This window comes from Glutamicibacter sp. MOO4, from assembly GCF_056934395.1.
The window spans coordinates 2,894,072-2,918,144 of record NZ_CM167800.1 but is presented as its reverse complement, the minus strand read 5'-3'; the positions used below and the strand labels follow the sequence as shown (position 1 = coordinate 2,918,144).

The 24,073-nt window shown below is 56.1% G+C and carries 21 protein-coding genes and 1 pseudogene; 13 read left to right on the top strand and 9 right to left on the bottom strand.

Annotation, left to right across the window (positions count from 1 at the left end):
- Positions 1 to 90: 90 nt before the first annotated feature.
- Positions 91 to 2,331, bottom strand: a complete 2,241-nt coding sequence (locus tag AC1Z3F_RS13600) for an ABC transporter permease (protein WP_483566059.1) — start codon at positions 2,329 to 2,331, stop codon at positions 91 to 93.
- 168 nt (positions 2,332 to 2,499) lie between these two features.
- On the opposite strand from AC1Z3F_RS13600, the gene AC1Z3F_RS13595 reads away from it, so the two are divergent.
- Positions 2,500 to 3,153 (top strand): TetR/AcrR family transcriptional regulator, encoded by a 654-nt coding sequence (locus AC1Z3F_RS13595; protein ID WP_483566058.1) that lies wholly within the window; start codon positions 2,500 to 2,502, stop codon positions 3,151 to 3,153.
- Positions 3,154 to 3,218: 65 nt separating this feature from the next.
- Here AC1Z3F_RS13595 and AC1Z3F_RS13590 read toward each other — a convergent pair whose 3' ends face one another.
- Positions 3,219 to 3,413, bottom strand: a complete 195-nt coding sequence (locus AC1Z3F_RS13590) for a hypothetical protein (RefSeq protein WP_483566057.1) — start codon at positions 3,411 to 3,413, stop codon at positions 3,219 to 3,221.
- 320 nt (positions 3,414 to 3,733) lie between these two features.
- Here AC1Z3F_RS13590 and uraD point away from each other — a divergent pair, with 320 nt between their 5' ends.
- The 4 genes from uraD to AC1Z3F_RS13570 all read left to right on the top strand — a co-directional run bounded on the left by uraD (position 3,734) and on the right by AC1Z3F_RS13570 (position 7,153).
- Positions 3,734 to 4,228: a 2-oxo-4-hydroxy-4-carboxy-5-ureidoimidazoline decarboxylase gene (uraD, locus tag AC1Z3F_RS13585; protein WP_483566056.1), complete on the top strand. Its 495-nt coding sequence runs from the start codon at positions 3,734 to 3,736 to the stop codon at positions 4,226 to 4,228.
- A 26-nt stretch (positions 4,229 to 4,254) separates the two neighbouring features.
- Positions 4,255 to 4,611, top strand: a complete 357-nt coding sequence (uraH, locus tag AC1Z3F_RS13580) for a hydroxyisourate hydrolase (RefSeq protein WP_483566055.1) — start codon at positions 4,255 to 4,257, stop codon at positions 4,609 to 4,611.
- Positions 4,612 to 4,615: 4 nt separating this feature from the next.
- Positions 4,616 to 5,539, top strand: coding sequence for a factor-independent urate hydroxylase (gene pucL, locus AC1Z3F_RS13575; protein WP_483566054.1), 924 nt, complete (start codon positions 4,616 to 4,618; stop codon positions 5,537 to 5,539).
- A gap of 75 nt (positions 5,540 to 5,614) precedes the next feature.
- Positions 5,615 to 7,153 (top strand): nucleobase:cation symporter-2 family protein, encoded by a 1,539-nt coding sequence (locus tag AC1Z3F_RS13570; RefSeq protein WP_483566053.1) that lies wholly within the window; start codon positions 5,615 to 5,617, stop codon positions 7,151 to 7,153.
- Positions 7,154 to 7,238: 85 nt separating this feature from the next.
- On the opposite strand, the gene AC1Z3F_RS13565 is transcribed toward AC1Z3F_RS13570, so the two are convergent.
- The 4 genes from AC1Z3F_RS13565 to AC1Z3F_RS13550 are packed head-to-tail and all read right to left on the bottom strand — an operon-like array spanning position 7,239 to position 12,751.
- Positions 7,239 to 8,606: an ABC transporter substrate-binding protein gene (locus AC1Z3F_RS13565; RefSeq protein WP_483566052.1), complete on the bottom strand. Its 1,368-nt coding sequence runs from the start codon at positions 8,604 to 8,606 to the stop codon at positions 7,239 to 7,241.
- Positions 8,607 to 8,615: 9 nt separating this feature from the next.
- Positions 8,616 to 9,554 (bottom strand): carbohydrate ABC transporter permease, encoded by a 939-nt coding sequence (locus AC1Z3F_RS13560; protein WP_131089579.1) that lies wholly within the window; start codon positions 9,552 to 9,554, stop codon positions 8,616 to 8,618.
- Positions 9,555 to 9,566: 12 nt separating this feature from the next.
- A complete protein-coding gene (locus tag AC1Z3F_RS13555; protein WP_483566051.1) occupies positions 9,567 to 10,487 on the bottom strand; it encodes a carbohydrate ABC transporter permease in 921 nt (306 codons plus the stop codon).
- Positions 10,484 to 12,751 (bottom strand): alpha-galactosidase, encoded by a 2,268-nt coding sequence (locus tag AC1Z3F_RS13550; protein WP_483566050.1) that lies wholly within the window; start codon positions 12,749 to 12,751, stop codon positions 10,484 to 10,486. The genes AC1Z3F_RS13555 and AC1Z3F_RS13550 overlap by 4 nt, the downstream gene beginning before the upstream one ends.
- Positions 12,752 to 12,922: 171 nt before the next feature.
- On the opposite strand from AC1Z3F_RS13550, the gene AC1Z3F_RS13545 reads away from it, so the two are divergent.
- The 8 genes and pseudogenes from AC1Z3F_RS13545 to AC1Z3F_RS13510 all read left to right on the top strand — a co-directional run bounded on the left by AC1Z3F_RS13545 (position 12,923) and on the right by AC1Z3F_RS13510 (position 20,418).
- The gene (locus tag AC1Z3F_RS13545) at positions 12,923 to 13,705 is read left to right on the top strand and encodes a DeoR/GlpR family DNA-binding transcription regulator (protein WP_483566049.1); all 783 of its coding nucleotides are present in this window, start codon (positions 12,923 to 12,925) and stop codon (positions 13,703 to 13,705) included.
- Positions 13,705 to 14,835 (top strand): galactose-1-phosphate uridylyltransferase, encoded by a 1,131-nt coding sequence (gene galT / locus AC1Z3F_RS13540; RefSeq protein WP_483566048.1) that lies wholly within the window; start codon positions 13,705 to 13,707, stop codon positions 14,833 to 14,835. Before AC1Z3F_RS13545 ends, galT begins: the two co-directional genes overlap by 1 nt.
- Positions 14,832 to 16,028 (top strand): galactokinase, encoded by a 1,197-nt coding sequence (gene galK / locus AC1Z3F_RS13535; RefSeq protein ID WP_483566047.1) that lies wholly within the window; start codon positions 14,832 to 14,834, stop codon positions 16,026 to 16,028. Before galT ends, galK begins: the two co-directional genes overlap by 4 nt.
- Complete coding sequence (galE, locus tag AC1Z3F_RS13530) at positions 16,025 to 16,987, top strand: UDP-glucose 4-epimerase GalE (RefSeq protein WP_262198983.1); 963 nt, start codon at positions 16,025 to 16,027, stop codon at positions 16,985 to 16,987. Before galK ends, galE begins: the two co-directional genes overlap by 4 nt.
- A gap of 224 nt (positions 16,988 to 17,211) precedes the next feature.
- Positions 17,212 to 17,370, top strand: a pseudogene (locus AC1Z3F_RS13525) (substrate-binding domain-containing protein); the annotation flags it as partial.
- 52 nt (positions 17,371 to 17,422) lie between these two features.
- The gene (locus AC1Z3F_RS13520; protein WP_483566046.1) at positions 17,423 to 18,385 is read left to right on the top strand and encodes an ROK family protein; all 963 of its coding nucleotides are present in this window, start codon (positions 17,423 to 17,425) and stop codon (positions 18,383 to 18,385) included.
- Between the two features lie 72 nt (positions 18,386 to 18,457).
- On the top strand, positions 18,458 to 19,663 hold the full coding sequence (locus AC1Z3F_RS13515) for an MFS transporter (RefSeq protein ID WP_483566045.1): 1,206 nt from the start codon (positions 18,458 to 18,460) through the stop codon (positions 19,661 to 19,663).
- Between the two features lie 149 nt (positions 19,664 to 19,812).
- Complete coding sequence (locus AC1Z3F_RS13510; protein WP_483566044.1) at positions 19,813 to 20,418, top strand: malonic semialdehyde reductase; 606 nt, start codon at positions 19,813 to 19,815, stop codon at positions 20,416 to 20,418.
- Positions 20,419 to 20,485: 67 nt separating this feature from the next.
- Here AC1Z3F_RS13510 and AC1Z3F_RS13505 read toward each other — a convergent pair whose 3' ends face one another.
- The 3 genes from AC1Z3F_RS13505 to AC1Z3F_RS13495 all read right to left on the bottom strand — a co-directional run bounded on the left by AC1Z3F_RS13505 (position 20,486) and on the right by AC1Z3F_RS13495 (position 23,782).
- On the bottom strand, positions 20,486 to 21,502 hold the full coding sequence (locus AC1Z3F_RS13505) for a sugar phosphate isomerase/epimerase family protein (protein WP_483566043.1): 1,017 nt from the start codon (positions 21,500 to 21,502) through the stop codon (positions 20,486 to 20,488).
- A complete protein-coding gene (locus AC1Z3F_RS13500) occupies positions 21,499 to 22,671 on the bottom strand; it encodes a Gfo/Idh/MocA family protein (RefSeq protein WP_483566042.1) in 1,173 nt (390 codons plus the stop codon). Before AC1Z3F_RS13500 ends, AC1Z3F_RS13505 begins: the two co-directional genes overlap by 4 nt.
- A gap of 103 nt (positions 22,672 to 22,774) precedes the next feature.
- The gene (locus tag AC1Z3F_RS13495; protein ID WP_483566041.1) at positions 22,775 to 23,782 is read right to left on the bottom strand and encodes a LacI family DNA-binding transcriptional regulator; all 1,008 of its coding nucleotides are present in this window, start codon (positions 23,780 to 23,782) and stop codon (positions 22,775 to 22,777) included.
- Positions 23,783 to 24,073 lie beyond the last annotated feature (291 nt).

Below are 24,073 nucleotides of genomic sequence, written 5' to 3'. Positions count from 1 at the left end.
AGCACTCGGTGCTGGCGCAGCTAATTTCAAAAAAGGACACCGCGGGGCCGATTGTCAACGGCCCCGCGGTGTTTTGAATCGTTGGTACGGCTACACCGTAACCGTCTCTTTCTGATCATCGATCAGGTGCTGGGCTTCGGCATCAATTTGATCCGCGCTCTGCGCAGCCTGCGTTGCCTTCGCTTCCAACGCCCGTCCCTGAAGGGCCGCTAGTTCCTCTTCAGGGATGGGGTGGCTGGTTGTTTGCACGACCTTAAGCTGGTCGATCACCAAGGTCAGCGCCAGGCACACCAGGGCCCAGATGGCCAGGGTGATCAAATGTGCACCGAGGCCTTCTGCATCGAAGTACAGAATTGATCGAATAGATTCAACGGCCGCTGGCATCGGAAGGATGTCATGCAGGATGTTGAACATGCGAGGTTCCATATAGATCGACAGTGCGCCGTTGGACGCTGGCACGCCGAGGAACATCACGATCAGCATTGTTGGCAGCAGACAGAGCATTCCGATCAGACGGTTGAATACCGTAGTTAGCATCGCCACGGCAAAGATGGCGAGCATGCCGACGCTGAACAACTTCCAGAAGTGTCCATCAACCGAGTTGGTGAACGGTCCGGCAATCAGATACACCACGACAGACATGAAGGCTGAGTACACGGCCAGCAGTGGGATGAGTTTTGGTAGCGGACGTGTATGCGGTGCAGCGGTGGAGCCAACCATGATGACCATGAAGCCTGCCATCACCCATCCCATGCCCAGATACATGGCCACGGTGCCCATGTTGTCGTGCTCCGGAAGCGGAGCGAGCTCCTGATGATCCACGGCCATATCTTGGGACTGACCGATCTGGGTGAAGACCTGGACTACTACCTGCGAGGCGGCATTGCCTGAGGCCTGCGCGGTATAGATGGTTGCCTGCGGATCATCCTGACTTGGCAGAATAAAGGCGCCGGTGAGGTCCTGAGACTCAACCATGGATTTGGCCTCAGCTGCATCATCCACGATGGTGAAGTCGAACTTTCCCTCCATGGATTCATTCAAGGAATCGGCCATCTGCTGTGCCTGTTGTGTTGTGGAACCGACCAGGGCTACTGGCATGTGGCGTGGAGTTGGTTCCTGCATGGCGCCCAGCATTGCCGAAAGCATGATGGCGATCATGGTGAAAGGTACTGCGCCCAGAGCGATGTAGCGCCATGCCCGGTTCTGCGGGCGAGGTCCCCCGTGAAGGGAGGCGACATTAATCTGGGTAGGGGTAGCGCTCTTGCCTTTGCGAGTCCTCAGGAAGTCGATCAGTGTGGTCAGCGAGATAGCTGCCACCGCGCCAGCGATGAGAATCAACAGATATTTCGCGGCCCCGTTGCCATCAAAGTACAGTACCGATCGCATGGCCTCACCCAGAGCAGGCATCGGTAGGAACTGGTGCAAGAACGGGAAGATTTTGGGCAACGTATATACGGACATGCCCATATTGGAGGCCGGCTGACCGAGCACCATGAACAGGAACATGCCTGGGATTACGGCCATAGCACCAAAGATGCGGGTCAGAAGAACCTGCGAGGAACCGACGGCAAAGACGCCCAAGGCCAGCGTGCCCCAGACCGGGACGATGCTTGCTGCTGGAACGACGCCTAAAATTGGTCCGCCAATCAAGATGCCCAAACCTGAGAGCAGAAGTGACCAGCCGGCCAACAGTGGCAGTGCGCGGCGGCGTTTGAGCAATTCCGGAGAGTTGGAGAAAGCCAAAGACCATGGCATGTACCCGGCAGTGATCATTGCTGTGGACAGGAGCATGGCGCCCATACCCATGGAGTCATTTTCAGGAAGTGGTGCAAGGTCTTGGCTGTTGACCGTGAAACCCTCTTCGACAAGAGCCGGGGTGAGCATTGCGGTGATTGCCGAGGAGCTGGAAACACCTGCACTGCTGGCCGTGTACAGCGTAGCGGATTGATCATCGAGCACCACGGCTGCCGTGACCTCACGGTCTGTGACCTGTGTTCGCGCTTCTAATGCGGTGTCGAGAATCTTGATGTCCACCGCATCGCCGTCAGTCTCTTTAAGTGACTCAGCAAATTTCTCTGCGGCTGTTGAACTTGATGCGGTGATTGCAACAGGCATGTTCTTGGCTTCTTGATGGTGCATGGCACCTAGGTAGCCCCAAATCATCATGCCCACGATCATCAATGGCATGATGAAGACGGCAACTGTCCGCCCGATCTTTTCAGCCTTGGCCCGCTTGGCGGCGATCTCTTGTTCAGAGGTTTCGTGTGGTTCCAGTTTTGCTTTGCGCCGAGAAGGCGGCGTGCTGTGTGGATCGGTGGGTGCAGTGCTCAATTGCTCTGGCTCCTGAAGTCTAGACAGTCCGAGTTGCTTTGGTGGAACAACTGGCTTTAGATGAAGTACATCAACGACTTTACGCCACGTGGCGTAAAAATGACATTGGAAGCGCCATAGATCACCATTAAGATCACTGGACGTACCAGCTTTGAAGGGAAATATTCCGTGAGTCGACATAGCGACAAGGCGCGAGAAGTACTGCTAGATGCGGCAGAAGAGCTTTTTGCGTTGCACGGAATCGATGCGGTTTCTAACCGCAAAATCACCGAACATGCCGGCACGGCGAACCACTCGGCCATCAAGTATCACTTTGGGAGTCGAGACGATCTCTTAGCTGCGATGGTTGGCCGTGCGATGGATGACGTTCGGGCCATCCGCACTGAATTGCCGTTGAGCTCGGATGCGTCAACGATGAATCTGCGTGAATTAGTCACGCTGTACACGCTTCCGCTGGTCTTTTCTTTTGATGCACTGCCTAAACCCTCATGGCGAGCAAAATTCCTATTTCAGGCGTTGTTTCGCCCGGACCTGCGCGAAATGCTGGCCGGCTTGGTTGATGAGGACCTCCGGGGAAGTGACGTGAAGAGGCAGCTGCCCGAAGAATTAGAGGGCATTCCTGAGATTGTTATCAGCGCCCGCGCCAAGATCCTAGGCCCAATGCTGTTGGGACTCTGCGCCGAATATGAAGGCTCGGTCAACGAGGGTGAAGCGATCGGCACCTGGGAATCGGTGGGCTACTTCTTGGTCGATTCCGTGGTGGGAATGATGGCGGCACCAAGCACCTCGCCGGCAGACTTCATGGACTTTACGCGACGCTAATTTCCTGACGAGGCCTCGGCGGAACCAGGGTTCCGTGGGCTGCGCTTTGGCGCTCGCCGTGACCCTTAGTGCTCTGTGTTTGCACCAAAGAGCTTGGTCCATGCAGAGGGTGTGGTTTGGGAGATCTTTGGCTGTCGCGCGATGTCTGGGTCCAGACCTTCGATCGGCTGAAACAATCCGGTCCGCATAGCATCCGTGCTGCCAGATGAATCATTTTCCCGCGTCTGAAAATTATTTTTTGTCGGGTCGATGGTGGTCATGAGACTCTCCCTCGCTCTCAAATTTTCGTATTGTGAAAATTATCTTTTATCTAGTGAAACCAGTATGTGAGCCACTCTGGGTCCTTGGCAAGAGCTACGAGTCAGTAGTTTTGGCCGTCCTGTGAAAAGTATTTAACAAATACAGTCATGTAAATTTCTGGTGCATTCCCTTGACGCGCACTGCGTGAGTTGGCTTACAGTTGAGCCACAAGGTTCCACGAAACCAGCATCGAGTCGAAGCCGAAAGCAGTTTTTTCGGTGGTAAGGGTGTTCAGCCAAGGTCCGTGGAATGTCGACCGATGAAATGAGCTGATCACCCAATGCACCTCGACGCGTTCAACGAACTATCCGCAGCCCAAGCCGAAACTCTTTTACGGCCCTGCGTTGATGTGGACCGTTGGATCCATGAGCTGATTGCTGCCCGTCCTTTTGCAAACAGGGACGAACTGACTTCCTATGCCCTAGATGGCATTGCTCCTTTTGATCCCCAAGAACTTGATACTGCCCTGGCGCAGCACCCGCGCATCGGCGAACGGGCGCAGGGTCAAAGCAAGGAAGCCGAGATGTCTCGTGGCGAGCAGGCTTCACTGAGCCTAGATGGTGATGCCACCTCGCGCCTGAAAGCGGCCAACCAAAACTATGAACAGCGTTTTGACCGCGTTTTCCTCATCCGTGCAGCAGGACGCAGCACCGAAGAGATCCTGGCCGAGTGCGAACGCCGGCTGAGCAACGATGAAAAAACAGAAGCTGCCGAATTTGCCCGACAATTGCGCGAAATAGCCGTCCTTCGGCTCAAAGACCTCATTACCAACTAATTCCCTCCAACGACTAGGAGATGACCATGGCAGATGACAGTGCAGAACGCAGCCACATCACCACCCACATACTCAACACCGGGACCGGGAGGCCTGCCTCCGGTGTTAAGGCCACGCTGGAAGCCAAAACGGCATCCGGCTGGCAAGAAATCGGAACGGGATTGACCGATGCGGATGGCCGTATCAAGAATCTCGGACCGACAAAGGTTGAAGCCGGTCGCTACCGGATTTCTTTTGAAACCGGCGACTACTTCGGGAAGCAGGGAACGGAAAGCTTCTTCCCCGCGGTAAGCATCGATTTTTTCGTAAACAACGTCGATGAGCACTACCACGTACCCCTTCTTATCAGCCCGTTTGCCTATTCCACATACCGAGGGAGTTAGAGAAATGACTACCGAAACCACCGCCCCAACCCAGACCAAGATCGTGCTCGGATCCAACCAGTACGGCAAGGCCGAAGTACGCCTGGTCAAAATCACCCGCGACACCGAACGCCACCAGATCCAGGATTTAAACGTCACCAGCCAGCTACACGGCGACTTCAGCGCAGCACACCAAGACGGAGACAATTCACGAGTTGTCGCCACCGACACGCAGAAAAACACTGTCTACGGACTAGCCCGCAATGGCGTGGGCGCCGTAGAGGAATTCTTGGTGAAGTTGGGCGAACACTTCACCGGTGAATTTGAATGGCTCACCGGCGGTCGCTGGGCAGCACAGCAGTTCTCTTGGGACCGCATCAACGATCACGACCATGCCTTCTCGCAGAACAAGTCCGAGGTCCGCACCGCAGTGCTGGAAATTGATGCTCAAGGCAAAAAGTCCATCGTCTCTGGTCTTGAAGATCTCACGGTACTCAAGTCCACCGGCAGCGAATTCCACGGTTTCCCACGGGACAAGTACACAACTCTGAAGGAAACCACCGACCGCATCCTGGCTACCGATGTGACCGCTCGCTGGCGTTACACCGATCAGGCTATCGCTGAGGGAATCGACTTTGATTCTCTTTATGCCTCGGTGCGTAACCTGTTGCTGACCCAGTTTGCGCAGACTCACTCCTACGCATTGCAGCAAACGATGTTCCAGATGGGACAGGCCGTTCTTGAAGCGCATCCTGAAATTGCCGAAATCAAGATGTCCTTGCCCAACAAGCACCACTTCCTCGTGGACTTGGACGTCTTCGGACAGGACAACCCCAACGAGGTCTTCTTCGCGGCGGATCGTCCCTACGGTCTGATCGAAGCGACCATTACCCGTGAAGACACCGAGGCTAATCACCCAATCTGGGCCAATATCCCGGCTTTTATCTAAACGAACAGCGTTGAGGGTGTGCCGGTGCGGACACACTGGCACACCCTTGGCAGCAACTGACGTAGGAGGTCAGCCTTGAGCGCTACACCTGATGAATCTATCAAAGCCATAAGACCCGAGGACACAAAACTTTCGGTTGGGAAAAGTCTGGCCTACGGCTTACAGCATGTCTTGACCATGTACGGAGGAATTATTGCTCCGCCACTGATCATCGGCAACGCAGCTGGAGTCTCACCAGAAGATATCGGCTTGCTCGTCGCTTGCTGTCTGTTTGTTGGTGGCATCGCCACCTTGCTGCAAACCATCGGCATTCCATTCTTCGGAGCTCAGTTACCTTTGGTGCAAGGCACCTCGTTCGCCTCGGTGGCTACCTTGGTGGCCATTGTGAACGGTGGCGGGGGACTGCCAGCAGCCTTCGGCGCAGTTCTTGTCGCAGCACTAATTGGGTTGTTGGTTGCCCCATTTTTCGCGCGAATTATCCGTTTCTTCCCGCCGGTTGTCACCGGCGTAGTCATCACGATGATCGGAATCTCGCTCACCCCGGTTGCCGCTAACTGGGCCATGGGCGGAGACGCAAAGGCCGAAAACTACGGATCGCTTGGCAATATTGGCTTGGCCGCCATCACGCTTCTGGTAGTACTGCTGCTCTCCAAGGTGGGCAACGCTGCGATCTCACGCATGTCGATTCTGCTGGCCATCGTGATTGGAACCGTGGTTGCCGCTTTGCTTGGCATGACCGATTTTTCCAAGGTAGGCCAGGGCGCTTTCTTTGCTTTCCCTCGTCCCTTCGCTTTCGGAATGCCGGTATTTGAAATTGGCGGCATTATCTCCATGACCATCGTGGTGCTGGTGATCCTCACGGAGACTACGGCTGACGTTCTTGCTGTAGGTGAAATTGCTGGGACAAAGGTTGATTCAAAGCGAATCGCCAATGGACTGCGTGCCGATATGGCCTCCTCCGCGATTGCCCCGATATTTAATACCTTCACCCAGTCGGCGTTTGCGCAAAACGTTGGCCTGGTGGCCATCACGGGAATTACCAGCCGCTTTGTTGTGGCTACAGGCGGCGGCATCTTGATGGTGCTTGGCCTGCTTCCTGTCCTAGGACGCGTTGTTGCAGCCATTCCAACCCCGGTCTTGGGTGGTGCGGGAATCGTACTCTTTGGCACCGTGGCGGCATCCGGAATTCGTACGCTCTCTAAGGTCAAGTACGACGGCATGAACTTGGTTATCGTGGCCACATCGATCGCCTTTGGCTGCATCCCGATCGTCAAGACCGATTTTTACTCAGGTTTCCCCACCTGGTTTGAGACGATCTTCCACTCCGGCATTTCCTCCGCGGCCATCATGGCCGTGTTGCTCAATCTGCTGTTCAATGAATTCACTTTCGGCAATACCAAGAACGCTTCGGTCTTCTCGGCGGCCCCTCCTCGCATGGTCAAACAAGACGAAGTTTGCGGTCTGATTGACGGAGACCATTTTGAAGACGGAAAGCTGATTGATAAGGAAGGGTACGAAATTCCTGTGGTCACTCCGGACGATTATCAAAAGATTCAAACCGGAGAAATCCAGATGCCACTTCCCAAGCTGAACCAAGCTGGTTCAGGGCACTAAAAACGGGAAATCAGTGCACCGCTGAAAATAGATATAGCCGACAGCCTAAGGCTGTCGGCTACATCTATGTGCAAGGTAAACGTGGCTAGTTGGTGAACACGTTATTTATGGCGTCATTGGTTTTATCCAAGGTGGACGCCGGCTTGCGGTTGGCCCATAGATCTTCCAATGCTGGAATGATCAACGAGGTGACGTCGGCTCCGTGGTCAGTGACCGGAAGGTAGAACGTATTGCCTTCCTTCACTGGACCGGTGAAAGCTTCCGGATCCAGACCCTTTTCCGCGTAGATCTTTGAAGTGATATCCGTGGCGTCACGACGTGCTGGGAAGACCACGCCCGCCTTGGCGACCACGCTTTGGCACTTCTCGCTGGCCAGGTAAGCAACCCAACGCGCGGACGCTTCAGGGTTGTCACTGCTCTTGACTACCGAGTCGGCCAGTCCGTTAATGGCGGACTTGCTGGTTCCATCCGGACCCTTTGGCAAACGCGTTGCACCAATCTTGCTTTCGCTGGCTGCGTAGGACGCGTTCATCCAGGCTCCATCTGTCACCATGGCGACTGAACCGGAAGTGACCTGACCGATGACACCATCGGCGGAGTTGAACTGACCGTAATGTGGCATGAAGCCCTTGTCGGTGAGTCCAAAGTACCAGTCCAAAGTTTCATGAACTTTGGGATCATCGTAGTTGTAGTGGGTTCCCCACAGCGGCTGGTTGGTGGCCTGCCAGCCGTTGGAAGCAGCGTAGCCTGCCCACTGGCTTTGACCCGCGTTATCGCCACCGGCGTTGGACAGTCCTAGGCCATAAATTTTGACCTTGTTCTTGTCGAACCCAGGTTCATCGCCACGGATTCCGTTGGCATCAACCGTCAGGTGAGCGACGACCTTTTCGAAACTACCGCCGTCGGTTGGGGCCCACTGCGAGTTGGAAACCTCTTCGGGTTTAACCCCTGCGTCCTCGAAGATTTTCTGGTTGTAGTACACCGCGATGGTGTCCCAGTCCTTAGGCATTCCGTACTGTTTGCCATCTTCACCGGTCCACAAATCTTTGAGCCCGTCTTGGAACGCATCTTGATCTACACCCTGGATGTCTTTGAAATCATCCAGTGGTGCCAGAACATCTAGCGAAACGAACTGTGGGTATTGCGATACGTGGTTGGTGAAAACATCTGGCCCGGTGCCGGCAATGAAGCTTGCGGTGAGCTTGCTCCAGTAGTCGTCCCAACCGTACTGGGTGATGTTCACCTTCAGCTCTGGATTGTCTTTTTCAAAGCCGCTGGCGCATTTCTGGTATGCCGGAAGCTGGCTGGTGTCCCACATCCAGTAATCGATGGTGTTGGAGGACTGAGCGTTTTCACCGTTGCCTGCACAACCAGTTAAAGCCAGTGCAGTGGTAGCGAGTACGGCGGTGATTCTCCGGGCGCGCTGTGAGGAGCGAAGTTCAGTGGATTTCATTGGGTTCTCCTATTTGATGCCGCTGAAGCCGATGGAGTTTACGATGCGCTTGGCGAAGACACCGAAGAGCAGAATCATGGGCAACGCTGCAATGAGTGTTGCTGCCATGAGCCCAGCCCAGTCAGTTCCCGATTGAGGGGACTGGGAACGGAAGACACCCAAAGCCACGGTGAGCACTCGCGAGGAGTCAGTGTAGGAAACCATCAACGGCCAGAAGTAGTCGTTCCACGAGGTGATGTAGGTCAGGATTCCCAAGGTGGCCAACGGTGAGCTGGACATTGGAAGCACAATGCGGAAGAAGATTCCTACCTTGGACACCCCATCAATCAATGCCGCTTCTTCGATTTCCTTAGGCACGTTCAAGAAGAACTGGCGGAAGAAAAATACCGCAAAGGGCGTCATGAACATCGTAGGCAAGGCAATGCCCACCAGGTTATCGATCAAACCGAGCTGCTTGATCAAGACGAAGTTTGGCAACAGGGTGAAAATCGAAGGGACCATCAGTCCACCGATGAAGATTGCAAATACCTTGTCTCGTCCCGGCCAGGTCAAACGCGAAAACGCGAAGGCTGCCATGGCTGAGAAAGTTAGCTGGCAAACGGTGATCAGGGTAGAAACAAACACCGAGTTGAGCAGGTAACGCCAGAAGTCTAGCTGCGTACCCGAACCGCCTTCAGCGATGGCCTGTTCGGTGCTCTGCAGCCCCAAAACACGTTCAAATGCACCAAAAGTGAATTCTGGTGGTAGCCACGAAGCCGGGTTGGCTTGCAGGCCCTGGTTGGTGGACAGTGCCGTGCGGAGCATCCAGTAGAACGGGAACAAGGTAACGATAATAACCAGAATCATTACCACCCAGGCCACGATGCGTCCTGGGGATACACGTCGGCCAACCTTGATAGGTTCCGGTGCCGTGGTCTTTGTTGCCCGATGAGCTGCTGTAGTTGTCATGGTGGACCGCCGTTAGTTCATGTCGCTAGACCCGGCACGGGTCAAACGGAATTGGATGAAGGTGATGATGCCCAGTACCACTAGCAGCGCTACTGACATTGCTGAGGCGTAACCGAACTGGAAGCGGCCAAAAGCTACGTCGTAGATGTAGAGCTGCAGAACGTTGGTGGCGTTGGCTGGTCCACCGCCGGTGGTCACCGCGACCGTGTCAAAGACCTGGAAGGAACCGATGACCGTCATGATCAACACGAGGGCAAGAATCGGACGCAGTAGCGGCATGGTGATGGAGAAGAAGGAACGGAATTCGCCCGCGCCATCTAGTTTGGCTGCTTCAAAAACATCGTTGGGCAGCATCTGCAAACCAGCAAAAATCAGTAGTGCCGTGTAACCGACGTGACGCCACACGTTGATCAGCGCGATGGTGGGAATAGCCCACGTTTCACTCGAAAGGAAACCGATCTTCTCCACACCAATCCACTCAAGGATTTGGTTGGCCACACCAAACTGAACATCCAAGATCCACAGGAATACGATGGCCGTAACCACGTTGGAGACCAGGTAAGGCATCAGCACGATTCCACGCAATAGCGTGGACTGGGTCAGTCGGTGCATCAGCAACGCAATGATCAGCGCTACCGCAGTCTGCAGTCCAATGTTTATCACCACGTACTCAATGGTGACCTTCATGGACTGCCAAAATACCGGATCACCAAACATGCGCTCGTAGTTAGCGAACCCGACAAACTCAGCCGGAGTGAGCAAGTTGTACGAGGTGAAGCTCAACCAGATACCGCGCAGGGTTGGCCAGACGAGGAAAACCAAAAAACCAATGGCCGCCGGAGTTAAGAAGATGATTGCCAGACGAAGGTCTTGGCGTGAGCGACGGCTTCGTTTGGCCTGGCTCAGCGAGCGGTAGGGGGCTGCGGAACTCATTTGGTTTCCTTAGTGCTGGTTGCGCGCAGGTGCAAGATGCGCAGCGATTCGGGGTTGAGCCAAGGACTGAAGACTCCTGCTTTTTGCAGTCCAGCGCCACTGAGGGTGACTGGCTCAGCAACGGGCCACCATGCGGGCAAACGCATATTCAGTTCACGGTGAGTCGATTGTGGATGGCGAGACTGGTACTCGGCGCTCGCCGGGAACCCAGGGGTGACATCGCGGATCTGGTAATCCAGCGAGTTATCTAGTCCAGCAAATCTGAACTTTCCGATAGGGTCGGTGTCCGCTAGTGCCAGACTGACCACGGCGAAAAGTGCCTCGGTGCCGTCTTGGCTTACCACTCCGTGGATGTCCAAAGAAGAATCGAACTGGTCCACGCGCACCATGCGACCGGTGTGTAGTAGCTCGCGGTGTTCCTTGTGGGATTCGATCCAGGCACGAAGTTCCTTCATGTCCTCTGGATCGGCTTCGGTCAGGTCCCACTCGATGCCCATATGTCCCCAGAACGCAGTACCTGCGCGGTAGTGCAAGGAGTGATTGCGGTGGGTGGTGTGCGAAGCGCCGGAGGCAACGTGTGAACCCATGAGTTCAGCTGGGATCAGCTGCTGGGTCCAACGGTGCATCTGCTGGCGCTCAAATGGGTCAATATCATCCGAAGCCCAAACACGGTCGGTGTGTTCCAGTACGCCCAGATCAACACGGGCTCCACCGGAGGAGCAAGATTCGATTTCCAATTCTGGGAATCGTTCCTTGAGCTCAGCCATCAGGCGGTAGGCCGCCTGAGTCTGCGCATGCACCGATGCTTTACCGGTCAGCTGGTTGCCGGCTTCAAGCAGGTCACGGTTGTGATCCCACTTGATGTAGGCGATGCTGTGGGCTTCGAGTACCGCAAGCATCTGATCACGGACGTGTTCGTAGGCCCCATCAATGGCCAGGTTCAACACCTGCTGATGGCGGCTTTCAATAGGCAGTCGCTGACTTGGAGCCATGATCCACTCCGGATGCGCGCGGGCAACCTCGGAATCAACGTTGACCATTTCAGGTTCAAACCACAGACCAAATTCCATGCCCAGGGAAGTAACGTGATCAATCAACGGATTCAGGCCCTGTGGCCAAACCTCTGGTGATACGGTCCAGTCGCCCAGACCTGACGTGTCATCGCGGCGCGAGCCGAACCAGCCATCATCAAGCACATAGCGTTCAACACCAAGGTCGGCGGCGCGATCAGCCAGCAATTTAAGTTTGGCCAGGTCGTGGTTGAAGTACACCGCTTCCCAGACATTCAGGGTTACCGGACGTGGGCGCTGTGGGTGAGTGGGGCGGGCGCGCAACCAGCTGTGCAGACGGTGAGCCTGATCATCCAGACCGTTGCCGTAGACGCCGTAGATCCACGGGGTGTCTACGGTTTTGCCCTGTCCCAGCTCAATTTCTCCGGGCATCAGCAGTTCGCTGGCGCCCAAGGCACGGTTGCCGTCGTAGAGTTTTTCGGCCCAGACGCGCTGGTTGCCCGAGTAGCCGAGGTGAAGGCCCCAGAGTTCGCCGGTGGCAAAGTTGAAGCCGGGTTCGCCAACGTTGAGCACGTAGCTAGCGTCTGCACCGGTGCGGCCCTTACGGTTTTCGCGCAGGTGAGTACCTACGGTCAGTTCGCGGCGCTGTGGGACGCGTTCTTTGCCCCAGTGTCCTGCAAAGTCGAGGATCTGGCTGGCGTTGCTTGGCAGTGGCAGTAGCAGGCCAAACTCGTGAACCTGGTAAGCGGTGGCTGCGGTATTACGCAGTGTTCCGCGAGCTCGGAACACACCCTGTGCGGTGAGTTCGAGGTCTACACCAAGCTCCAGGTCGCTTTCGGTGTCGGCGGCGAGGATCTGAAGTGTGGCGGCCGCTGCGCTAGTTAGTTCACCGTTGACGGTGATCTCTTGGGCGTCGGTGTTGTGCAGAACTGCGGAGGTCACCGTGAACTTCGGTGACCAGTCTTTGCCTGCACGGGTTCCGCTTAGTCCTGGGCGTCCGGACCAGCCAGCGTGCGGGGATCCCAAGATGTCGGTGCGTACCGGCAGATCCTGGTTGTTGGAAGTGACGTGGTTGGTGTTGGCGGTGGCCAGGGTGATCGCCTGCTGGGAAGTGAGCTTCCCTAAGGTGGCGCCCCAGTGGACGATGGAAGGTAGCTGTTGCCCACCAAGGTCGATGAGCACTGACACGTCGCCGCTGTTCAAGTGAACAAGGCACTGTGCGTCAATGTTTAGCTGTTCTTCATGATGAATCATGTGCGTTCCTCTTTGAATGCCGATACGGGCAACGTTGTCAGGTCGTGTGCTTTAGATCATAGTAGAATGAACATAAGCAAACAACAAGACTGTTGAAATAAACATGTTTGTGTTTAGATTATGAAGAAGAATCAACACCGTCGCTGTGCGGCGAGGAAGAATGGAGCCCCCGTGAGTGAGAGCCTGCCTGGCCGTCGTCGCCAACAAATTCTTGAGCGCGTGCGCGCCGCGGGCGCAGCAAAAGTTGCGGACCTCGCTGCTGAATTTGGCGTATCCGACATGACAGTTCGCCGTGACTTGAACCAGTTGGTCAAGGACGGAGAGCTTCATAAGGTTCACGGCGGCGCCGAATTACAACAGGACTCATCAGCGGATGAACCCGGGTTCCAAAGCAAATCGCAGCTGCAACTACCGGAGAAAGCTGCCATCGCTTCGGCAGCGGCCAAACTGGTTGAACCAGGAATGTCAGTCTCACTGACTTCCGGAACCACGACCTTCGCCCTAGCCCGCGCGCTGCGCCAAATTCCGCGCATCACCGTGGTGACTAATTCGCCAAGGATCGCGGACATTCTTCAAGACGCTCCAGTAGAAGGTCAGACCGTACTGCTCACCGGCGGCATGAGAACCGTTTCGGATGCATTGGTCGGCCCGCTTGCCACCGCAGCAATTTCTTCCTTGCACGTGGACCGCTGCTTCATGGGCGTCCATGGTTTCAGTGTTGAAGATGGTCTGAGCACACCAAACATGATGGAAGTTGAAGTCAACCGACTCTTCCTTGAACGCAGTAACAGCAATGTGTTGTTGGCTGATCACAGCAAATGGGGGACCAAAGGTCTTTACCGTATTGCTGAACTTGCTGCCATCGACACCCTCATCACCGATGACGCTTTATCCCCTGCGGATGTGGACGCCATTACCGAGCACATTCATGATCTGAGACTGGAGAAAGCCTGATGGTAGTCAAAAACATCGAGTCCGAGACGCTCGCTGAACATTGGATAAGTCATCGCTTAGCTGACGGACGCGAGTCAGTGTTTTTTGCAGATCCCGGCAGCACACTCCCGCAACAAATCAACGACAACCGTGAACTAGATCCGCGCGGCGAGCCCGGAGGGCTACGTTTTGACCGTTTGACCGGAGACTGGGTGGCCGTGGCGGCTCACCGCCAGTCACGCACCTACCTTCCTCCTAAGGACCAGTGCCCACTGTGCCCCAGCGTCGGGGCGCGACACAGCGAGATTCCCGCCGAGGAATTTGATGTAGTGGTCTTCGAAAACCGCTTCCCATCCCTGGGCCCTGCTCTTGGCCAGGTGCCAGCACCTGCAGCTGACGGATCGTTGCCTGAACAACCACTGAGCGCTGTGGGGCGTTGCGAAGTGGTTGTATTCACCTCCGACCATGCCGGTTCTTTTGGCTCGCTGACCGATGATCGGGCACGCACCGTGGTGGATGCTTGGGCTCATCGAACTCGTGAGCTTTCAGCGATGGAAGGCATTGAACAGGTCTTCATCTTTGAAAATCGCGGCCAGGATATTGGCGTAACCCTGCACCATCCACATGGCCAGATTTACGCTTATCCTTACGTGACCCCGACGGCAAAAAAGATCGCTGAACAAGCACGCGAATACTACGCACAGACGCAAAAGACGTTGCTGGGACAGATCCTTGAATCTGAAATCGAGGATGGATCGCGAATTGTTGCTCGTGGGGAACACTTCACTGTGTTTGTTCCCTATGCAGCACGCTGGCCGTTGGAAGCGCATCTAGTTCCGCACCGCCATGTTCCAGACTTTGCGGCGTTGAATAAGGAAGAAAAAGACGAACTAGCGATCATGTATCGAGATCTCTTGCGTCGTTTTGATGGTCTCTATGACACGCCTACCCCGTACATTGCCGCCTGGCACCAGGCACCGATTAACGAAGCAGACCGGGCTGCCACCCGATTGCACCTACAGCTGACCAGCCCACGACGTGCTGCGGACAAGCTGAAGTTCTTGGCCGGCTCTGAGGCCGCCATGGGTGCATTTATCAATGACATTACGCCAGAACAGACGGCAGCAAGATTGCGAGAGGTGTCGCTTTGAGCAACAGCGAAATCCACGAAACAGCAGGGCGAATCGAAAACCTGCGTCAGAAGTTCTTGAAGCTTTACGGACGCCACCCGGAAGGTATCTGGCGTGCGCCAGGTCGGGTAAATCTGATCGGTGAGCACACCGACTACAACCTGGGCTACGTGCTTCCTTTTGCCATTGATAAAAATGCGTTGGTAGCAATCCGCCGCAAGGCACAGTTTGAGCACTCGGCGAACGAACTGAACCTGGCGTCAACCTACGGTGCGGATGAAGATCCCAAGGTCACCAGCGTGCCACTTGATGGGCTGACACCTCAGTCCGTTTCTGGCTGGGCCGCCTATCCAACCGCTGTGGTGTGGGCACTAAACCAGTTGGACGACGTTGAGATCTCTGGCTTTGAACTGCTGGTGGATTCCGATGTGCCAGTGGGTTCAGGGCTATCGTCCTCACACGCTTTGGAAGTCAGCACCATCGTGGCACTGAAAGATCTGTATGATCTGGGGCTTTCACACACTCAGATGGCTCAACTAACGCAGCGGGCCGAAAACGAATTTGTTGGCGCTCCGACCGGCATCATGGACCAAAGTGCTTCGTTGATGTCTCGTGCTGAGAATGCCTTGTTCCTCGATTGCCGATCCATGGAATCTCGCGCGGTACCGTTGCCACTGGCACAGAACGACGCGGTGGTATTGGTCATCGATACCCGTGTGGAGCATTCACATGTAGATGGTGGTTATGCCGCACGTCGACGTAGTTGTGAACAAGCAGCTGAGATCTTGCGGGTCCCTTCACTGCGTGATGTGGGAACTGTTGATGAGCTACAGGTCATTGAAGATGAGCTGGTTCGTCGACGAGCAAAGCATATTGTCACCGAAAATCAGCGAGTGTTGGACACCGTGCAGGCGCTGGAAGCCGGGGATCTGCAGGCCGTTGGCAAGCTTTTGTACCAATCACACGTTTCGATGCGTGATGACTACGAGATTTCCTGCGAAGAGCTAGATACTGCCGTTGAAGCATCACTAGCAGCCGGGGCAATTGGTGCGCGGATGACCGGTGGCGGTTTTGGTGGAAGTTCCATTGCACTGATCCATCGGGAGCAGATCGAAGCGGTTAGCCAAGCGGTCCTGGAAGTATTTGCCCAGGCCGGCTTTAAAGCCCCGAATATTTTCACTGTTGTTGCAGATCAAGGAGCGGGCCGCGCATGAGTTGGTTAGTTACCGGCGGAGCTGGATACATCGGATCGCATGTAGTGCGTTCATTGGAGCAGGCTTCAATGAACCCGGTCATTGTTGATTCCATGTCCAGCGGTGTCCGCGGATTTGTTGCCAACGAGCTACCTTTTTATTCGGTCAATGTGCTGGATACCGAAAAGCTCACCGAAATTATGAAGCGCCATGACATCACCGGCGTGATCCACTTGGCCGGTTACAAGTACGCGGGCGAATCGGTAAAAAATCCGTTGCTGACTTTTGAACAAAACGTCACCGGCACCGCCAACCTACTTCGGGCTATGGAAAACGCGCGGGTGCAGAATATCGTTTTCTCTTCATCTGCGGCTGTGTATGGCACCCCATCGGTTGAGCTGGTCACCGAGGACACCGGAACCTTCCCGGAATCTCCTTATGGTCAAAGCAAGCTCATTGGTGAATGGCTGATTCGTGATCAGGCCGTGGCGACGGGGCTGAAGCACACCTCGCTGCGTTACTTCAACGTGGTGGGTTCGGGCAGCGAAGGGCTGTACGACGCCAGCCCGCACAACTTGTTCCCGCTGGTATTCAAAGCTCTCAATGAATCCAAGACACCGAAGATCTTCGGTACCGACTACGAGACCGCGGACGGCACCTGCGTGCGCGACTACGTGCACGTGGCCGATTTGGCGTTGGCGCACGTTGAGGCTGCGAAGAAGTTGGAAGCCGGCACCAAACTGGAGCCGGTCTACAACCTGGGCTCTGGCGACGGTGTTTCCGTGCGAGAAATTATGAACGCGGTGGCCAAGGTGACCGGTATTCAATTCACCGCAATAGAAGAAGCACGCCGCCCGGGCGATCCGGCGCGAATTGTTGCTGACGGACAGTTGGCCGCTCGTGACTTGGACTGGCAGATGCGCCATAGCCTCGAAGAGATGGTTCAGAGCGCCCACCGGGCCTCACAATCCCGAGCGTAAATCATCACCTAGCTGGTGATTAAAGTGGTCATGCGAGGTGCCCCCGAAAGGGGGCACCTCGCATGACCTTTGTGGTTCCGCAGTTAGTTATTGCGGGATAGTTCAAATACCGCAACTTCCCGGCCGTCCAAGATTCCCTTGGCGCCTGGAGCCTCTGCCGAACCGAGGATCTGAGTGTGGTCGGGTTTGATGACTAGGCAGATACCCCCGCCTACTCACCTCCACTCACCACCATTCATCAAGACTTTGCCGAGGTGGGTCGGCGCAGTGTGGCAGCGATTTTGGAACAGCTACGCACCGGCGAGCAGAAGCCGGGAACCTCCATCGTTCCAACCCGATTCATCAAACGCGCCAGCACCGCGCCGGTGCGTGTGAGCAGTTGAGCACAGCACATTTGATCCCCGGATATCGCTAGAGGGTCTAAGCTGGAAAATTGTGAGTCCAGCAAATCTTTCCATCGGCGTAGACATCGGTGGCACCAAAATTCTTGCAGCCCTCGTGGATGAAGAAGGAACTGTCTCCGGTCAGATCTATCGTGAGACCCCTAACCATGACGTAGCCGGCATTGAGCGTGCCCTGGCCGAGGTCATTCGGGAGCTCTCCGAAGGTAACGAAGGGTTGCCAGTAGGCATCGGCGCTGCCGGATGGATGGACCGCAAGGGACAAAACGTACTCTTTAGCCCGCACCTGTCGTGGCGCAACGAACCAGTGCGCGACCGCCTGATGCAATTAGTGGGCCACGAGATCACTCTCGTTAACGATGCCGATGCAGCTGGCTGGGCCGAGCACCGTTTTGGTGCTGGCCGCGGCGAAAGCGACATGGTTTGCCTGACGCTGGGAACCGGCATCGGCGGTGCGGTGATCCTTGGCGGTCAAATCCACCGAGGTAAGTCTGGCATTGCCGGCGAATTTGGCCATCAGGTGATAGTTCCCGGTGGTCATCGTTGCGCTTGCGGTAACCGAGGATGCTGGGAACAGTACGCTTCAGGCAACGCGCTGGGCCGCGAAGGGGCCGAGCTGGTGCGCAGCAAGTCGCCGGTGGCTTTCCGCCTGCGCGAAGCGGTGGGGGATAACCCGGAGGCCGTCACCGGCGCCGCGGTGACGCGTCTTGCGGCGGAAGGTGATCCTGCCTGCAGTGACCTGATTACGGATATGGGTGAATGGCTTGGTTTGGGTATTTCCAACCTAGCTTCCGTGTTGGATCCGGGAACTATTGTCATCGGTGGTGGCTTGGGCACTGCCTCTAAGCAGCTGGTCGCCACGGCCGAAGAAACCTACCGCCGTTCGCTTTCCGGTAGGGGATACCGTCCCTTTGCAAAGATCAAACAAGCCGAATTGGGCCCCGCAGCAGGCCTGATCGGCGCCGCTGACCTAGCTCGGTTTAATCAGCAACAATAGTGAAAACATTGACAGGACATTAGGTCTTATCTAGGCTCATGTTGTTAGGCAACTTGAGAGCGAGGTATTGGCGTGATTTTGCCTGTTTTGCCAAGCCGAGCTCGGGGTTGGGCCCTACCTTTGGTCTTGGTGACCTATGCTGTCGCCATGTGTGGCACCACCATGCCCACCGCACTGTATCCAACCCTTCAAGATGAATACGGTCTGAGCACCGCTGCCTCAACTCAACTCTTTGCTATTTATGCCATTGTCGTGCTCGCCGTACTGTGTGTCTTTGGTTCATTATCCGATGCCATAGGCCGCAAACCGGTCATGATTTTTGGGCTGCTCGCCTCGGGTGCCAGCGGGATTCTTTATGCCACGGCCGCCGATGTTCCCATGCTTTTTATTGCCCGTATCCTCTCCGGAATCTGTGCCGGATTGGTGACCGGGACGGCTACCGCGTATCTGACCGACTTGGTTTCTAGCTCGGCGCGAGGCGCCAGTATTTCCAGCGTCGCCAATATGGTGGGGCTAGGCAGTGGCCCGGCACTGGCCGCCTTTTTGACCTACTTTTTCCCCGCAGTTCCGATGATCGCCTTTAGCGTTCATGCGGTACTTTCTGGGTTATGCATCGTTGCCTTAAGCGTGATTCCCGACAGCGTGGTGCACCGCTCAAACCGACTGAAGCTCACCCTTCCGTTGGTGCCTCGCTTCGCGTTACGTGATTACTGTGTGGGCGGATTGATGACCCTGGGCTTCGCGGTGATGGGTGGTTGCACCGCAATGACATCCATCCTGGTGGTCCGCGCCTTCGGCATTACGGACCTGCGGTTATTGGGTTTGATTGGTTCGTTGATTTTTGTCGCCACCACGGCGGGCCAGAAAATTGGCGGGAAGCTGGTGACCCAGAAAGTTCATCTCGGTTTTGCTGGGCTGGCCGTTGGCACGGTACTCATCGCGCTGGCACCGAGAGCCGATGGGCATCTTGGTGTTGGCATCTATCTGCTGGGCCTTTTGGTTGCTGGCTTCAGTCACGGGGCATTGTTCCCGGTCGGGTTATCGATTGTTTTGCGGCGGATTGAATTGCGCCATCGAGCCAGCGCCAGTTCAGCCTTCTGGGTGCTCGGTTATGCGCTGACTGCGCTGGGCGCATTAGTGCTTGGCTGGGTTGGTCAGCTCAGCGGCGAATCAATGGCGGTGACGTACTTCGGTGTGTTTATCGCGCTGTGCTCGATTGCCTGCGCGCTAGTGCACCGCCGTTTAGTTCGTTCAGGACGGACGCCGGTTTTACCCTAATCGTAGGACCCAGGCCCTAGCGGTGTGTTGCAAAACACAATAGTTCGCGGAATGAGTGATCAGCTCAGCTGGTTGTGCACGGTAGACAAGATCCTCTGTCCGGTACCGGCCCAATGCCCGGCGCGCGGGCCGAACCGAAAGGTCATCTCATGACTGTTGCATCCCAGGAAAACCAGGTCGACTCAGCGACCATCAACGCCATCTTTGGCGAAGCCCGCACCGCAAACGCATTCACCGGTGAAGTCACCGAAGCTCAGGCGCAGGAGATCTACGAACTGGCAAAGTTCGGCCCAACCGCCTTCAACTCCCAGCCACTTCGCGTGACCTACGTACGTTCGGCTGAAGCACGCGCCACCTTGGTTGACGCTATGGCTCACGGTAACCAGGCCAAGACCGCGGCAGCTCCACTGGTAGCAATCCTCAGCTACGACACCGCATGGCACGAACAGTGGGACAACTTCCTGCCAGGCTACAACGCCCCTAAGGCCATGTACGACGCAGACGCTGACTTCACCGCCGCTACCGGCAACAACAACGCTCACCTGCAGGCAGGCTACTTCTTGCTGGCCGCACGTAGCCTTGGCTTCGCAGTGGGTCCAATGACCGGTGCTAACTTCTCGGCTATCGACGCTTCCTTCTTCCCAGAAGGTGACCAGAAGAGCTTCTTGGTAGTCAACATTGGTCAGCCAGCCGAAGACGAAATCGGTGCACCAAAGGCTCGCTTTGGCTACGAAAACGTAGTTCGCACCGTCTAAGTACAGACGCAAAGAAGCCCGGAATTCACCAAGTGAATTCCGGGCTTCTGCACGCTAAAAAAGATTATTAAGAAGCTTTGGTCAGCGAGGCTTCTAGGGCCGCGTCAGCTTCGATCAGTACCTTGGCCGCTACTTCTAGACCCTCAACGGCACCGAGTTCGGTGTCCTCGTGTTCGATGTTCACCATCATTTCAGGATCCACCTCGTGCAAAGCACGCAGGAATTCGGTCCAGAACGCGGTGTCATGTCCCTTGCCCAAGGCCACAAAGTCCCAGGCTGAGTTCTTTGGCCACTCGTTAGCCCACTCGTCGCCACCGAGGTTGGTGCGGGGCTCATCTTCGCCCAGCTTGCGGAAGCTGTTATCCAGCACGCCCTGAACCGCGGCATTGGCGTTGATGCGCACATCCTTGGCCGCTGCGTGGAAGACCCACTGGCCGAGGTCACGGACAACGGCCACCGGATCCATCTGCTGCCAGAACAGGTGTGAGGCATCTAGTTCAATGCCGATGTTGCTGGTGCCAGTGCGCTTAAGTAGCTCGCGGAAGCTTGCAGGGTTAAAGACCAGGTTCTGCGGGTGGAGCTCCAGGGCGACCTTCACTCCGTGGGCAACAGCCAGCTCGTCGATCTCTTTCCAAAATTCTGCAGCGATCCCGAATTGGTAGTCCAGCTGGTCCAGGGCCGCCGAATTCCAGGCATTAACTACCCAGTTTGGGTTGGTGCCATTGGGCTCTCCAGCGGGCAGTCCGGACATGGTGACCACACGAGTCTGACCTAAGCGAGCCGCCAACTTGATGGAGCGGCGAATGTCCTCGGCGTGCTTTTCACCAATTTCACGCTTGGGATGCAGCGGGTTGCCGTTGCAATTCAGTCCGTAAATTTCCACGCCGGTGCCTTCAAATTGGGCGAGGAAAGCATCACGAGCGTCATCGGATTCTAAGATCTCATCGATATTTGGCACGTGTACTGGTGGCAAGAAACCGCCAGTGTTCAGCTCAACTCCGGTGAGCCCTTGGTCGGCAATGACCTTGAGTGCTTCGGTCAGCGGCCGGCTGTGGAGGATTGCGTTGTAGACACCGAGTTTCACAGCGAAACCTTCTTTCCGTCGTTAGTAGCGGACTGCACAACTGCCTGCAGGATCTGCATATTGTGCACACCCTCGTCGAATGATGCGTTGGTTGGAAGTGCGTTCTCTAGTCCGGCGACCTCGTCGAGGAAGGCGCGAGCCTGGTAGCCAAAGGCGTCATTCTGACCAAAGCCAACACCTGGTGCGTCCATTGGTAGACCGCCGCTGATGTAGGCGTGCTCCGAGCCGAGGTTCACCGTGCGGTAACCGTTGGTTGTCGATGGGCCCTCGGTGAGCATGATTTCGATTTCTGCGGGACGCAGCTGGCTGAAGCGTGCGGCGCCCTTCTCGCAGAAGACCTCGAAGTTCAGTGTGTTGGGGTGACCGGCTGCCACGCGGGAAACTTCCAAGCTGCCCGAGGCTCCGGCGAACTGAACGTTGAATGCTGCGTAGTCGTCGTTTTCTACTGGCTCGGAAGTCTCGCTGAGTTCCACCAGATCGTGGCCGGTGACGGCGCCGGCTGGCAGGAAGCGTTCGGTGATGCTGGTGCTTAGCTGGCCGCCGCTGACCGAGAGGATCTCTCCGGCCAAGAATTCGGCAACGTAGGCCAAGTGGCTTCCCACATCGGCCAGTGCGCCCGAGCCTGGCTGGCCCTTAAAGCGCCAGCTCATGGGGGCCTGTGGGTTGTGGCCGTAGTCGGTCCAGTAACGGCCGGAGAAGTGTAGAACCTTGCCCAGGGTGCCATCGGCGATGAGGTTTTGGATCGTTGCGATGCCTGGGGTGCGGCGGAAGGTGAAGCCAACGCGGGCCACGGAGTTAGCGTTGCGGGCTGCGAGGGCCATTGCTTCGGCTTCTTCGAGGGTGTCAGCCAGCGGCTTTTCGCACAAAACGTGCTTGCCGGCAGCCAGTAGGCCCTCAACTGCTTCACGGTGGAAACGATTGGCAATAACTACTGAGACCACGTCGATATCTGGATCTGCGGCTACTTCTTGCCAGGAGCCGAGGGCCTTTTCGTAGCCGTAACGCTTGGCGACCTTGGCTGCGAGCTCGGTGTTCACGTCAGCTACTGCAACGTAGCGAAGTGGTGGTAAGTCGGAGCTGTAGAGGGTTGGTGCAGTGCGGTATCCAGCGATGTGGGACAGCCCGGCCATGCCGGCGCCAATGACGGCAATGCCGATGGTTTTAGTCACGGAATTCTCCTGTGAAAGTTGTTCATGGATTATTTTGGAGCGCTCCAAAAAAGTGTAAAGGCGAATCCGGACGGCGGTCAAGTGGTTAGCTGAGAAGAATTATTTAGTGGGTTCGAGGTGCGGCGCAGGTGCCACGCTCAATCAGCGTGGGCTCCAGTAAAACCCTTTGCGCCTCGCGCTTCGGATCAGCCAGTCGAGAGATCACTTGCTGCGCTACGCGAAGCCCAAGATCGCGGTTGCGGCTATCCATCGTGGTCAATCGCAAAAGGTGGGTGTCGGATAGTGGCGAGTTATCGTAACCAATCGCCGACAAGTCCTCGGGCACCGAGAGTCCCTGATCGCGAGCCGCAGCCAGGGCGCCCATGGCCATTGAATCGTTGCCGGCCAAGATGGCGGTTGTGGCCGGAGCCTGGTTTAGAAGTTCAATAGTGCCCTGATAACCACTGGCTTCGGTGGTTTGTGGACTCGTGGTGATCATCTGGGCGTTGAGCCCGGCGGCTTGCATGGCCTCCAGGTATCCAGCGCGCCTGAGTCTTGAGGCGCCGCCACCGCCACCTACGTGACCAATGTGCTGGTGCCCAAGCGAAATGAGGTGCTCAATAGCGCGGCGTGCACCAAGTTGGTCATCGCTCGCGGTGACATCGGATCCGGGCACCTGAGTTTCGCGGTTACCGGCCACCACCACCGGAACGTTCGAAGGGAAGCGCATGGCGGGCGTGGGTTCGGTGGCGAGCACCAAAGCCTCAACCCGTGTGCTGAGGAAGCCTTCTAGTGGATCGGATTCTACGTGCGCGTTCAGCGTGCGGTCCGAGACTGCAATACGCAAGCCGGCGCTACCTAGCCCCTCCTGCAAACCGCGCAGCAATTCAACAAACCACAGGTTGGTGTAGTCATCGATAACCACACCAACGGTCTGGCTGGTGCCACCGGCCAGAGCGGTAGCCGCTTGGCTGGGACGGTAATTTAATTCCTTGATCGCGGCAAGCACCGCCTCACGGCGCGGGGCCGAAACGCTAGGCGAGTTGCGAAGTACCAAAGACACTAAGGATTTGGAGACGCCCGCGGCTTGGGCGACGTCATAGATGGTCGCTCGTTGGCGTTCTGCTGCCACGGTGCCTCCTGGATTTTGACTGGTCTTCTCGTTAAGAGCCTAGCGTTAGGCCCGGGCGTGTGTTTTCGCTTGACAGTTACTTCTTGCAAATCTTGGCACATAAGTAGCTGATTGCGACTCGCTACCTTGAGGGGTGAGATTGCTGGTTTTGAGGTTTCGGCACGCCTTGGGCGGGGTCGAGAATCGAGGTTTCTGCACACAAGACGATGCTGACTTAGGTTGTCTTGCACGTAATTTTTTTCGTCCAAACCGGCTAACTTCCTTGAAAATCCGGGGAAAGTCAAAGTGGGA

Coding starts and splice junctions, on each gene's coding strand:
- AC1Z3F_RS13590 (WP_483566057.1), bottom strand. CDS start 3,413: ATGACCACCATCGACCCGACAAAAAATAATTTTCAGACGCGGGAAAAT.
- uraD (WP_483566056.1), top strand. CDS start 3,734: ATGCACCTCGACGCGTTCAACGAACTATCCGCAGCCCAAGCCGAAACT.
- uraH (WP_483566055.1), top strand. CDS start 4,255: ATGGCAGATGACAGTGCAGAACGCAGCCACATCACCACCCACATACTC.
- pucL (WP_483566054.1), top strand. CDS start 4,616: ATGACTACCGAAACCACCGCCCCAACCCAGACCAAGATCGTGCTCGGA.
- AC1Z3F_RS13565 (WP_483566052.1), bottom strand. CDS start 8,606: ATGAAATCCACTGAACTTCGCTCCTCACAGCGCGCCCGGAGAATCACC.
- AC1Z3F_RS13560 (WP_131089579.1), bottom strand. CDS start 9,554: ATGACAACTACAGCAGCTCATCGGGCAACAAAGACCACGGCACCGGAA.
- AC1Z3F_RS13555 (WP_483566051.1), bottom strand. CDS start 10,487: ATGAGTTCCGCAGCCCCCTACCGCTCGCTGAGCCAGGCCAAACGAAGC.
- AC1Z3F_RS13550 (WP_483566050.1), bottom strand. CDS start 12,751: ATGATTCATCATGAAGAACAGCTAAACATTGACGCACAGTGCCTTGTT.
- galT (WP_483566048.1), top strand. CDS start 13,705: ATGGTAGTCAAAAACATCGAGTCCGAGACGCTCGCTGAACATTGGATA.
- galE (WP_262198983.1), top strand. CDS start 16,025: ATGAGTTGGTTAGTTACCGGCGGAGCTGGATACATCGGATCGCATGTA.
- AC1Z3F_RS13510 (WP_483566044.1), top strand. CDS start 19,813: ATGACTGTTGCATCCCAGGAAAACCAGGTCGACTCAGCGACCATCAAC.